The 12,997-nt window shown below is 34.1% G+C and carries 11 protein-coding genes and 1 pseudogene; 7 read left to right on the top strand and 5 right to left on the bottom strand.

The features are described from left to right. Positions 1-41: 41 nt before the first annotated feature. The 3 genes from pbp4 (at position 42) to NSS71_RS04335 (ending at position 4,323) form a co-directional block, all read left to right on the top strand. Complete coding sequence (gene pbp4 / locus NSS71_RS04325) at positions 42-2,078, top strand: penicillin-binding protein PBP4(5) (RefSeq protein ID WP_341151310.1); 2,037 nt, start codon at positions 42-44, stop codon at positions 2,076-2,078. Positions 2,079-2,143: 65 nt separating this feature from the next. Then, positions 2,144-2,533 (top strand): BlaI/MecI/CopY family transcriptional regulator, encoded by a 390-nt coding sequence (locus tag NSS71_RS04330; RefSeq protein WP_047940131.1) that lies wholly within the window; start codon positions 2,144-2,146, stop codon positions 2,531-2,533. Beyond that, positions 2,533-4,323: a BlaR1 family beta-lactam sensor/signal transducer gene (locus tag NSS71_RS04335; RefSeq protein ID WP_047940132.1), complete on the top strand. Its 1,791-nt coding sequence runs from the start codon at positions 2,533-2,535 to the stop codon at positions 4,321-4,323. The genes NSS71_RS04330 and NSS71_RS04335 overlap by 1 nt, the downstream gene beginning before the upstream one ends. Before the next feature lie 173 nt (positions 4,324-4,496). On the opposite strand, the gene NSS71_RS04340 is transcribed toward NSS71_RS04335, so the two are convergent. After that, positions 4,497-4,970 carry a hypothetical protein gene (locus NSS71_RS04340; protein ID WP_047940133.1) on the bottom strand — a complete coding sequence of 158 codons (474 nt, stop codon included), beginning with the start codon at positions 4,968-4,970 and terminating at the stop codon, positions 4,497-4,499. A 120-nt stretch (positions 4,971-5,090) separates the two neighbouring features. Here NSS71_RS04340 and NSS71_RS04345 point away from each other — a divergent pair, with 120 nt between their 5' ends. Then, the gene (locus tag NSS71_RS04345; protein ID WP_047940134.1) at positions 5,091-5,702 is read left to right on the top strand and encodes a CGNR zinc finger domain-containing protein; all 612 of its coding nucleotides are present in this window, start codon (positions 5,091-5,093) and stop codon (positions 5,700-5,702) included. Between the two features lie 692 nt (positions 5,703-6,394). Here NSS71_RS04345 and NSS71_RS25645 read toward each other — a convergent pair. Further along, positions 6,395-6,559: a hypothetical protein gene (locus NSS71_RS25645; RefSeq protein WP_438825713.1), complete on the bottom strand. Its 165-nt coding sequence runs from the start codon at positions 6,557-6,559 to the stop codon at positions 6,395-6,397. A 302-nt stretch (positions 6,560-6,861) separates the two neighbouring features. Here NSS71_RS25645 and NSS71_RS04350 point away from each other — a divergent pair, with 302 nt between their 5' ends. Next, the gene (locus NSS71_RS04350) at positions 6,862-7,428 is read left to right on the top strand and encodes a GNAT family N-acetyltransferase (protein WP_095257488.1); all 567 of its coding nucleotides are present in this window, start codon (positions 6,862-6,864) and stop codon (positions 7,426-7,428) included. Positions 7,429-7,523: 95 nt separating this feature from the next. Here the strand turns inward: NSS71_RS04350 and NSS71_RS04355 are convergent, their stop codons facing one another. After that, positions 7,524-9,101, bottom strand: coding sequence for an FAD-dependent oxidoreductase (locus NSS71_RS04355; protein WP_061800990.1), 1,578 nt, complete (start codon positions 9,099-9,101; stop codon positions 7,524-7,526). 472 nt (positions 9,102-9,573) lie between these two features. Here NSS71_RS04355 and asnA point away from each other — a divergent pair, with 472 nt between their 5' ends. Continuing rightward, positions 9,574-10,587: an aspartate--ammonia ligase gene (gene asnA / locus NSS71_RS04360; RefSeq protein WP_144546253.1), complete on the top strand. Its 1,014-nt coding sequence runs from the start codon at positions 9,574-9,576 to the stop codon at positions 10,585-10,587. Positions 10,588-10,655: 68 nt separating this feature from the next. Here asnA and NSS71_RS04365 read toward each other — a convergent pair. After that, positions 10,656-11,097, bottom strand: a pseudogene (locus NSS71_RS04365) (hypothetical protein); the annotation flags it as partial. Between the two features lie 33 nt (positions 11,098-11,130). Then, the gene (locus tag NSS71_RS04370; RefSeq protein ID WP_144546251.1) at positions 11,131-11,571 is read right to left on the bottom strand and encodes a DUF2512 family protein; all 441 of its coding nucleotides are present in this window, start codon (positions 11,569-11,571) and stop codon (positions 11,131-11,133) included. Positions 11,572-11,922: 351 nt separating this feature from the next. Between NSS71_RS04370 and NSS71_RS04375 the strand changes: the two genes are divergently transcribed. Beyond that, complete coding sequence (locus NSS71_RS04375) at positions 11,923-12,414, top strand: hypothetical protein (RefSeq protein WP_095319977.1); 492 nt, start codon at positions 11,923-11,925, stop codon at positions 12,412-12,414. The last annotated feature ends 583 nt before the right edge of the window (positions 12,415-12,997 follow it).

The raw sequence follows: 12,997 nt of genomic DNA on the forward strand, positions 1-12,997 counted from the left end.
CAAATGTAGTAATTAAGTGAAAGGAAATGAGGGGAAGAGAGTTGACTAGCAGAGTAGAAAGAAAAAAGAGAAGAATCAAACCCTATATCATAATGATATTTGTCACTTTAGCTGGGATTATTGGCTTAAGTCTTTATATGATCATGAATAATAGTAATAGTAGCCAAGGACAAAAAGCTGCAGATGCCTTTATTCAAATATTAGTGAACAAAGAGTATGAAAAATTAGGAGAAGTTCTCGAAAAAGACTCATACGATTCATTAGGATATACGTTGGAGGAAGTGATCGACAAATATGATCATATATTTAATGGAATTAATATTCATGGGATTCACGCGTCCAATATTGAATTAAAAAAACTCAATCACAATGTGCAAGAGTTATCCTATCAATTAAGCATAATAACTCCTTTAGGTAGATTAGATAAAATTAATTATCAAGCAAGGATTATCAAATCAGGAGATCAGTATTTGATAAAATGGGACCCTTCATTAATTTTTCCTAATATGGAGGGAAAAGATAAGGTAGCTTTTCATCAATGGAGAGCAGAACGTGGAGAAATTATAGATCGTCTTGGCAATGGCATCGCAGTGAATGAAAACTTTAAGGAGGCAGGGATTGTTCCGAAAGACTTACTCAAGGGAAATGAAAAAACGAAGCAACTGCAAAACATTAGCAAACAATTAAATATATCTATAGAAGAGATTCAACAAAAACTGAAACAAGGATGGGTAAAGGATGACCTATTTGTTCCTCTTAAAATTATCGAAGCCAATAAAGCGGAAGTCATATCTGGGATTTCCTATCAAAATACTAACCTCCGATATTACCCTTTAAAAGAAGCTGCGGCACATTTAATTGGATATATCGGAGAAGTAACAAGGGAAGATTTAGATAAAAATTCTGATTTGAAAGAAGGAGACATGATAGGCAAAGCCGGATTAGAAAGAGCTCTTGATAAAGAGTTGCGTGGAAAAGATGGTGGAGAAATTCTGATTGTCGATGAAAATGGAAAAAACAAGCAAGCAATTCAAAAAACCGAAAAAATAGATGGAAGAGATATTAAACTAACCATTGATGCTTATATTCAAATGGAGGCATACAATCATTTGAAAGAAAATCCAGGTTCTACTGTAGTCATGAATCCGAAAGAAGGTGGTCTTTATGCTGTAGTTAGCTCTCCTTCATACGATCCGAACAAAATGGTTCGTGGCATATCACAGAAAGAATATAATAAATATGCTATGGATGAAAACAAGCCATTTCTTTCAAGGTTTGCTTCAGCTTATGCTCCAGGCTCCACTTTTAAAACGATTACAGCTAGTATCGGGCTTGATGCGGGTGTGACATATCCAGAAAAGCGAAGAATAATAAATGGGTTAAGTTGGCAAAAGGATAAATCCTGGGGAGGGTATTCCGTTACACGTGTTTCTAATGTGCAACATGTCGATATGAGAAAGGCACTTGTTTATTCCGATAATATTTATTTTGCTCAAGAAACGTTAGAAATGGGAGAAAAAACGTTTCGAAATGGGCTGGATAAATTTATCTTTGGCGAGGAATTGGATTTACCAATCGCAATGAAGCCAGCGCAAATTTCAAATCACAAGTCATTTAATTCAGATATCCTTCTTGCTGATACAGGATATGGACAAGGAGAATTATTACTTTCACCTATTCAACAAGCTGCCATGTATTCTATTTTTCAAAACGAAGGAAAAATCGTTTATCCGAGATTGCTAGAGGATAAAAGCGGGCCGAAAACTAAATCAGCTATTACCCCTTCAACAGCAAATGAAATGAGAACCTTTTTAGAAGCTGTTGTGAGCAACCCAAATGGAACGGCCCATCTTCTCTATAATCAACAGTATCAGTTAGCAGCCAAAACGGGTACCGCTGAATTAAAAATGCACCAAGGAGAGAAGGGGGATGAAAATAGCTTTTTATTAGCTTTTGATACAGGGAATGATCAGTTTCTTTTACTTTCATTAGTGAAACACTATTCAAAAGGCGGTTCGGCTACTCAATTAAATAAATCATTCATCGATGAGTTGTATAAATATTTTAATTCCTTGTGATGCTTTAATAATTTGGCCCAACCTGCTATAATAAATACTACAAATGTAAAAGCAGGAGGGTCATGATGAAAGAAATTCCGCAAATTTCTGAAGGTGAATATGAAGTGATGAAGGTAGTCTGGAACTATGAGCCGATTTCCACTCCTGAAATTGTGGAGAAAGTATTAAAAAATAGCGATTGGAAACCGAATACAATTCATACAATGCTTGTACGTCTAGTGAAGAAAAAAGTATTACAAACAAGAAAAGATGGCAGAGCATTTATTTATACATCACTTGTTAAAGAGAACGAATATGTGGAACAGAAAAGTAAATCTTTCCTGAAACAATTTTTTGGTGGTACATTAAACTCAATGGTATTAAATTTTATTGAAAATGAGCAGCTATCAAAGGAAGATATTTCAGAACTCAAGAGTATTTTAGCTGAGAGGGATAAGAAAGAAGGGAAAAAATAATGGTTGTAACCCGGTTATTATTAAGTACACTTGTTGTATCCCTCCTTATTTTAATAATCCTGTTAATCAAAAAAGTATTTTACAACCATTTATCTCAGCAAACACATTATAAAATTTGGTATTTTCTTTTCGCTCCAATAATTACTTACGTGATTCCATGGGATTTTTTACAGTTTCGAGAAATATTTCAATATATGCAAAACTTCCTATTCATTGAGAAAGATATAACTAAGGGCAATGAAAGGTTCAGTGGTTTGGGCATTTCACAGACATCCAATTATGATTTATTGAATGATTTCTCTATTTCTGTGAACAAAACAAATACAGAATTTTTTCAACAGTTCTTTTTGGTAATTTGGATCACTGGAATCATGTTTTTCATTGGGAGTGCTATTTATGCAAATTATCAAATTAGGCAAATTAAAAAGTCATCTACGAGTATTAAAGATCAAAAAATAAATGAAATGTTAGAAGAGTGCAAGGAGGTTGTCGGGGTAAAAAGAAAAATAATTTTACTGGAGACCGCACTTATTACCTCTCCTATTACATTAGGATTGTGGAAGCCATATGTATTTTTACCCCAAAAAACCAAAGAAGAATTCTCGTTAAGTAAAATAAAATATGTCTTTTTACATGAACTATGCCATCAAAAAAGTAAAGATAGTTTCGTTAATTACCTAATGTGGTTGCTTCAAATTATTTATTGGTTTAATCCATTAGTATGGTTGGCTTTAAAAAAAATGCGAATCGACCGTGAGTTGGCATGTGATGCTTCTGTTCTAAATCTTTTGGATGAAAGTAGATACACCGAATATGGCTATACAATCATTCAGTTTGCGGATAAACAGTTTAACCGACCATATAAACAGTTTTCCACTGGAATGGGAGGAACGAAGGAACAACTCAAACGACGAATTCAGAGTATAGCTAACTATAGAGTGGATTCTCCATTACTAAAATGGAAGAGTAAAGTTATTTATACTATATTGGCAATTGTTGTGTTACTCTTTACTTCGCTTTCTTCTGTACTCGCTAGTTCAGACGATGTGTATCATTTTAATGAGAAAAATGTTATCTATGAAGATCTTAGTTCTTATTTTAATGGGGATATGGGTAGTTTTGTTCTATATGATGCTATCAAAAAACAATATCAAATATATAATCGTGAAATGAGTGAACAGAGGGTTTCCCCCAATAGCACCTATAAAATTTATTCTGCATTATTCGCTTTAGAAACGAATGTAATTTCCACTACAAGCAACGAGCAGTTGTGGGATGGAACGGCATATCCTTTTGAAAAATGGAATACCAATCAGAATTTGTCAACTGCTATGGAGAGTTCTGTTAACTGGTATTTCCAACACCTTGATCGTGAAGTTGGGAAGAAAAAGCTGCAAAGTTATTTTCACAAACTAAACTACGGGAATGAAAATTTGTCAGGTAATATAGATCGCTATTGGATGGAATCCTCTTTGAAAATTTCTCCAATTGAGCAAGTTCAATTATTATCTGCATTAGAAGAAAATAAATTGGGCTTTAAAGAGGAAAATATTCGTTCAGTAAATAATGCTATTTTCATAGATGAACAAAAGCAGGCACAGCTATATGGAAAAACAGGAACTGGTACAATTAATGGGAAAGAAATAAATGGTTGGTTTGTTGGCTTTGTGAAAAAAGATGGCTATAGTTATTATTTTTCGATAAATATTCAAAATAAAACTGGAAAAGCCAATGGAAAAAAGGCGGCTAATATCGCAAAGCGAATATTACATGACAAAAATATTTTCTAAATAAACCTAGTATGATACATGAAATTTTAAAGATGACTAGATTAGGAGAATTTAATACTAGTTGATAAAAAAATTATTTTAAATGATATGGTTTAAATTAAACACCTTCACTTTATTGGAAGAGTCTGTCACTAAGGGATACGTATGTTCTTAGTGACAGGCTTTTTTCTGAATTATGTTTGGTTTGGAACTTTAATCGATTTTATCATCTGTCGTATTGATCCGAGATGGTAGGCGGAGTGAGCGAGCGCCCCTAACAAACCATGCGATGTTTGTTTATCTAAGGAGCCAAGAGAATCAATCTTTTTTATTAGTTTTGTGTATTCTTGTTGAAGTTCGTCAGTAAATTGAGCCCATGTGATTTTATCAACGGTTGTGATTTTCCATGATGCTCCCCAGTCCTTACTGGGTACTTCCCCATTTAAGTAAGAGTTCGCAACCCATAAGTAATAGCGGGTATGATCTGTTTGTGCGGCGATTGTCGTACCGTTGACAGGTATTGAAGCATCTTCTGCCGATATCTTTTCAAGTGTTCCGAATAAACCACTACCAGGTTTCGCTTCTGTGTACCAGCTTGCGTTTTCTTCAGGTCCAGCATATGTTTCCTTCAACAATGTTCTAACAGCCACCAACATCGGATTGTCCATCTCAGTACCTCCTAAATTCAGTGTTTAACCATCAAAAATACTTTTGATGGTTAAATTATAGCTAGGTTGATTCTAACTGTCAATTTGTATTATGATAGTTATAGTAAAGGAGCTTTGAATATGTCGGAAATGAACTCTTATATGATGGTCGGAGAACGTTTGTGTATGGATTTTATCAATACTGTCAGTTGGCGGGAAAGTGATGAGAAAAGGCGCGATTGGTTTACGAGTTACGCTAAAATAGTCGACTGGTGCATCCATGCTGACGTCTTGACCAAACAAAAAGCAAAAGTACTTCTTTTAAAGGCCGAGGAGAAACCGTCTGAAGCGGGAGAAGTTCTAAAGCGGATTATCGAAATGCGGGAGGTCATGTATCAAATCTTCAAGTCCGTTTCAAAGGGGACATCGCCACATCCGCTAGACCTTGAATGTTTCAATGGTTTTGTAAGTAACTTCTACCAAACTTTGCGTGTAATCCATGAAAAGGATCATTACACGTTGAAGTTCATGGATAACGAGGAAAACTTGGACACTATGCTGCCTCCAATTTTGCAATCTGCTGTTGATTTACTTGTTTCTAAAAACGATTTAGAACGAGTCAAAAAATGTGAGGGCGACTCTTGTGGATGGTTATTTTTTGATACGAGTCGGAATAGGAGCCGTCGCTGGTGTTCAATGGCTGATTGCGGCAATCGAGCTAAAGCCCGCCGATTTTATCAAAAAGAAAAGTGATTAGATTCTCTCTGTGTAGAAATAGTAATTGGACAGGCAGGAAATAACAGTGGGTTTTCAATAATTATAGACTTGTTTAATAAATAAATCGTAGCTTATAAGCTATATCATCAATTTTGGTGATTGCCCCTTGGTGAAGTCTTAGCAAAATGAGGAAACCATAAAGGCATAATCATCCATTCTGATCAATGCAGCGTCTACGCTTCTTATACATATCAAAAAATATGATTAAAGAAAAAATTTAGTCAGTAGTATGTCACGCCGAGGAAATTATTGGGAAAACACAGTCATTGAGCCTTTTCATTCGAATGTAAAATTAGAGAGGGTTCAAAAGAAGTAACAGAACATGTAGAACAGTTTATGAGGATCATAGCGAGTAAACATATGCTGCCTGTTACCAATAGAGATTGGCAACAGGCAGCATATGTTGGTATTTTATTACTGCCCCATTTGGCTAGGTCAGTCTAATCTAAAAATATAATTTTTTAACTTTTGCATTCCTAATAACCTCTGTTATAAAGTTGCCCGATAACTTAGAACAGAACTTTCATTAATTGCCCGAAAGGAAGCCTAAAAAGTGTACGATATTTAATCTACATCTTTTATGCTTATTTTATTGATGTGAAGTAAAACTAGCATATTCATAACATTCTCTCGCCATTAACAATACTATAGTAGCCAACTTTAGCTAATTAAAAATCAATCGACTCATTATCCAATTGCTGCTGAATGGTCTTTACTTGTTGAAGTGTTTGCTCCTTCGTTAAATTATCTCTTTCCATTCCTATCATAATGTAAATGGACTTAGTAGTTATAAGAGTATTATAGTTATAGGCAAAAAAAGAAACTAAATAAATACGTGATAGATCTAGTTAAGAACAAATAAAATTTGGTTTATGTAATTGTAAGGTTTGATTTAATAGGAGGGGAATCATTGAAGTATAAAAATTGGGTATTTTACGAAAATTTTGATGGTAAGAGTTTAAATGAAAATATTGAGTGGTGTTTTGAACCAAAGAAAGGATTTATAAACACAAACTCTTCTTAAATTGTTTATGCTTCTTTTTTGTTTTTTGTTCTGCTACTAACAGGGATAGTTAGTTACCCAGAGAATATAATAAATACAATCATAATTTAAGTATTAGAGGGGGAATTTTAAATGAATCCTATTTTATTAGATATTCCGTTACAAATCGAAACAGATAGACTGATTCTTCGAGCACCGCTTCAAGCTGGTGACGGCGATGTCGTATGCCAAGCTATAAAGGATTCATTTCATGAGTTAAAGCAATGGTTAAGCTTATTTCAAACAATGCCTACTGTTGAAGAAATAGAAATTATCTTGAGAAATGCCCATATTGATTTTTTGAAAAGAGAAAGCTTTCGTTATCTTATCTTTCATAAGGCAACTAACGAATTTATTGGAACTGCTAGCCTTCACGGAATTAATTGGAAGATTGCTAAATGTGAAATTGGATACTGGATTAATACAAAATATACTGGCAAAGGATATATGACAGAAGCAGTAAGAGCGTTAGTTAACCATGGTTTTCAACAACTCAATTTTAGCAGGATTGGAATAAGATGTGAATCAACAAATGTTAAAAGTCGTTCGATTCCAGAAAAACTAGGTTTTGAATTAGAAGGAATTTTAAGAAATGATGATTTATCCGCAGATGGCAGCAAGCTAACTGACATTTGTATTTATTCAATAATAAAGGAATAATCCCACTTAAATTAATACGGGTGCTTTCGTTTTAATAAAAAAGTAGGTAAAAACAGCTGAATATGGTTCAGCTGTTTTTACCTACTTAATTTTAGTTAATAACCGGAGTCTTCTGAGGTAAGGTTATCGATCATTTTATAATCATATTTTTGTAATGGCTTTTCAGCTGGTCCTTCAAGAACTTCTCCTGTATACGAGAACCTAGAACCATGGCACGGGCAATCCCAAGATCGTTCACCATCATTCCATGCAACTTCACACCCCATGTGAGTACAAGTTGTATCGACAATATGAAGCGTACCTTCCTTATCTCTATAAGCTCCTTTTCTTTGTCCATTAATGTCAATAACAGCTCCCTCATCAGGGGATAGGTTATGGATATCGTTTTGAGGTATTTCTAATTTCCCTTTAATTAGGTGACTAACAACGTTCGCATTTTGCGTTAAGAAATTTTTTAGACTTGGATTCAAATTGAAACGGGAAGGAGAATACAATTCCTGGTACTTGCTCTTTTTACCGAGTATGGTATCTCGGAATAAAAGCGCAGCTGCAGTTCCATTTGTCATTCCCCATTTCCGGTATCCAGTAGCGATTAATATATTTTTTTGGCCGGAAGTAATTTCGCCAATGTATGGAATTTTATCCAGAGTAGTTAGATCTTGTGCTGACCAGCGGTAGATAATATTTTCAATTCCGAATACTTGTTGACCGAACGCTTCTAAGGCTTCGTAATGCTTCAGTGTTTCTCCGCCTTGTCCTGTTTTATGACTTTCCCCAGAAATGAGAATCATTTCTTCCCCATTAATTGTTGCATACCGGAGAGACCTTTTCGGCTCATCTGCACTAATATACATACCACCTGGATAGGCTGTTTTTACTTTTGCAGCAATAATATAGGAACGGTCTGCATGCATTCTTGTAGAATAAAGTCCAGCCCCCTCATAAAAGGGAAAATGAGAACAGGAAAGAACATATTTCGCTGTAATTCGTGCTCCCCCACGGGTAAGAACTGTGGGGTGTTCGCCAGTCTCGATATTTACAGCTGTTGTATTTTCAAAGATGTATCCTCCTTTTTTGGTGATTATTTTGGTAAGATGAGCTAAGTACTTAAGTGGATGGAATTGAGCTTGATTTTTCATAACAAGTGCATTATATATTTCTAAATCGAAAGGAAGTTTGTTTACGAGTTTTCCTTCAATATGAAGCTCCTCATAGGCTTTTGCTTCTTTTTCTAGTTTCCGTGCATATTCTTCTGTTGTGGTATATACATAGGCATCTTGATGAGTGAAATCACAATCAATTTGATGCTTATTGACCGTTTCTTGAATAAATTTTAAAGCATCGGTGTTCGCCTCGTAATATAATCTTGCCGTGTCTTTCCCGGCATAGCGAATTAGTTCCTCATAAATTAAATCGTGCTGGGCAGTGATTTTAGCTGTGGTATGTCCCGTTGTCCCATTCAGTAATTTGTCTGCTTCGATAATAGCAACTTTCAGACCTTCATTCACCAACAGATAGGCGGAAGTAATGCCTGTAATGCCACCACCTACAATAGCTACATCAACTTGCATGTTATCCTCAAGGCATGGGTACTCTGGTAAATGAATAGTGTTTGTCCAATAAGATTCGGTGTTAGGTGGTAATTTTTCATTGTAATTAGCGTTGTCGGCCACTTTAACTCCTCCATATAATAGTTTATACCATTATTATTTCCATTTGCTAGAAGGATAAACTTAGTTTGGAAAACTGTATCGTTTATAAAGGGGAATAAAAGTGAATTTATGACCTATTTTCATACGTATTTAGGCTGTACCCATATGAGTCTTAATATAAAAACATGAGTAAAGAGAAGTATAAAAAATATTAGCAGATTTTCTATGAAACAACAGGGATGTATGGTTGTAGGGGAACAATGGTATAAACTAATTGATTGATTAAGGTCACCAGTATCTTTTCTAGTACAAGTTCTTTTAGTAATCTGTACCGTATCATTTATTTATGGGCAAGTGTTAAGGGGAATTTAATCTTCCAAATCAATAATTAGGCAGGAGCGGATATCAACTTTAGGATTCCATCATATAGTAAACAGAATCAAAACCCAATTATAAAGAACAACCCTAGATATAAATGGAGGTATTTTTTTCTATGACTAAATCACTTATTGTTCCCAATGTATATCAACCTAACTTGAACTTTATAGAAACCCAAATTGCTATAAATAAATTAAAACTTTACTTTGAAAATCATTTTTCTAAAGAGTTAAATTTAACAAAGATTTCCGCCCCGATTATATTGAAGGCCGGAAATGGTATTAATGATAATTTAAATGGAGTAGAACGCATTGTTACTTTTAATGCACTGGATGTAGAACATTCACAAATAGAAATAGTTCAATCATTGGCAAAGTGGAAAAGAATTGCCTTAGGACGTTATGGATTTAGTTATGGTGAAGGGTTATACACTGATATGAATGCAATCAGAAGAGATGAGGTTTTGGACAATTTACACTCTATGTTCGTTGATCAATGGGATTGGGAGAAAGTTATCAGCTACGATGAACGTCATTTAACAACACTAAAATTAGAGGTCAAAAAAATTTATCGATCGATAAAGTCTACGGAGGATTTCTTATATACGCTATATCCTCGTATCGAACCCAGCCTGCCAGAAAATATTCATTTTATTACGACACAAGATCTTGAAGATAGATATCCATCTCTAACACCAAAACAGCGGGAAGATGAAATTGCCAGGGAGTTTGGGGCAGTTTTCATTATGAAGATAGGCGGAGAATTGTTATCTGGTAACAAGCATGATGGACGTTCGCCAGATTATGATGATTGGAATCTAAACGGAGATATTATTTTATGGTATCCGCTGTTAGAAAAGTCTGTCGAGATATCTTCTATGGGGATACGTGTAGATGAGAAGACACTTTTACAGCAATTAAAATGCTCTAATCATGAAAATCGAAAAGATCTTGAGTATCACCAAGGTATCCTAAAGAAAAGACTTCCGTATACAATCGGCGGCGGGATAGGACAATCGAGATTAATGATGTTTCTGTTAAAGAAAGCACATATTGGCGAAGTTCAAGTATCTGTATGGAATGATGCTATTATTACTGCTTGTAAAGAAAGCAATATCCCACTTTTGTAATTTTTTAGGTTAAGATGATAGAGCCGATTCCTTCTGGCTTCGACTCTTCACTTTAACATCTAAAAAATTTAATTTCCTTTTACTTCACTTTTATTTGTGGTATTCCATATTTTATTCATGATGCTCAAAAAGAAACCAAAACGTCTATACTTTCAGAAATAGTTCCACTTACTGCCCCCAGTAGTAAAATAAGACCAATAACAGAAGTGATTTTATCTTTTCCTTTATCTTGAGGATTTTCAACGCCGAAATAATGATAAATGCCCAATTATACATCTGCAAAATTCCAGCAGCAGTCGTAATATATCCATATATTTTCCCAAGTAATAATAAGGCAGTTATAATGGAATATATAAGCCCGACTGTGGCAAGTCCTAAAGAAGGAAGCGGGAGTTTTTTTAATCTTTGGGCTTTCTTTCCAAAGAATGCTGAAGCATCTCCATCTTGTAAATTAGTAACGGCGAATAAAGCAGCTGTCATAGTCGAAAAACCGGCTATAATAATGGCTCCGAGTGGATATTTATTTTGGTAAAATGAGCTATATTAAGATTTGTCTTTATCTGGCTTATTACTTGGATGAAATTCTTCGGCCATTTCAGTTTGGAACTGGAGTTTTTCTTGTCGTGGATTGGATTTTGCTTCTTGCATAAAGTTTTGAATAAGGTACTTATGAAAGAAGTATTCAAAAATTAAAACTCCTAAAGAGGCAATTAACGATGTCATAACTGTATTCCCTCTATATGTGAAATTTTCACTCATTAGCCATATAACAAAGAAGGCCAATCCAAAATCCGAAAGAGTAGCAACTAGATTATTGGTTCGAGAAAGGATAAACATATCTCCAATAACGTATGCTAAAACTCCTAATACAACCGTAATCATGAAGACATTTGTAAATGGAAAATTAAATAGAACCATTAAAATTAAAGATAGTAGAACAAGTGTTGAAATAAATTTTATCGAAAAAGCTTTAACATGTTTCATTATAACACCACCTTTCCTCCATAAATTATTGTGGTTTTTATTTTTTATTTTTATACAATAGTTTTCTTAACAATAAAAGTTGTACAAAAATATTTGTTAAGGAATGGGAAACATTACCTAAGGGAACAAGTAACTTATATACCATTTAAAACTTAATAGAAAAATTTTTTCCGGGTAAAAAGAATGAAGTGTAAAAAATACAGATTACGCTAAATAAACAATAGAATAAGTCTAATATGAACTGGAAAAGTGATTGCCTTAATTAGCCCATTCTTTATATAAAATATTTCTTTTTATATTTTTCCTGTTATTGGGAATATTATTCCCAATGGATGAATAGGAGGATTGTTAATGAAGTTGATGAGGCATTCAAGGGGATTACTAGTATTGATGATGTTTCTGTCTTGGTTTTTCCTTCCTTTAATAGGGAAAGATGCTGTAAAAAGATTTTTGCCAGCAGGGTTATTTATAGCTTTGATTGTCACCATAGAAGATATAATTGCAAAAAAGCGAAAATGGTGGTGGTGGTACGAAAAAATTCATCCAAAGCTATCTGGCATTGTTCCTTTTTTATGGGGCCCATTTTTTATTGGTTCCTTGTGGATTTTAAAATGGACTTACGGCAAATACTTCAGATACATTTTTATAAATTTAGTGGTTGATTCGATCTTCGTCTATTTCTTGGTAGATTGGTTAAAAAAATTAGGAATTGCTTCGTTAGTTCGATTAAAAAAGTATCAACTATCATTGTTATTCTTTTTTAAATCCTTACTTTTATATGGCTTTCAGTTTGTAAAGGAAAGAAAATCATTAAAAAAAAATAGTGATAACACTCTTGTCTAATGGCTGGATGCTAACGTATTGTTACTAGAACAAAGCCTTTCTTGTGACTACATTAAAGACATCACTACTTAGTATTGAAAGCAATATCGTTAAATAGTTCAGCTATTTATGAAGGAAAATGACCATTTTAAAGTAATAAACGACAAGAACAAAGAAATTAGCTATAGTGTTAGTTGATTTTCTCGGATAATAAACCGATTAGTACATATTAGAGGTAACTTAGGGGGATGGTTACTGTATTATCTCTACTTGGGGGTTACTTATGATAGTACATGGTTGGCTGGAACAGCCCCCGATGGGATCAAATCGTGATGAATTAATAGGAAAATGTGTTCTCTTTAACTTATTGGGATCGAAATATTTCTGTCCCATCATCGTTTATTTTTAACAAGTTTTTTTCCTTCATTGTACTTTCAGACTTTTAGTTTATTGCTGTGAGTCAACATATTAAGTGATTTCAGCATCTATTTCCTTAAAAAGACTAAAAATCGGGTGTTGTCTATTAGCATAATATTAATCATTGTTGTGATAGCTTATATTATTTGAAAAAAACGACCGTAATATCAATAATCTTCTCTATTGT

This window comes from Niallia sp. FSL W8-0951, assembly GCF_038006525.1.
Lineage (GTDB): Bacteria > Bacillota > Bacilli > Bacillales > Cytobacillaceae > Niallia > Niallia circulans.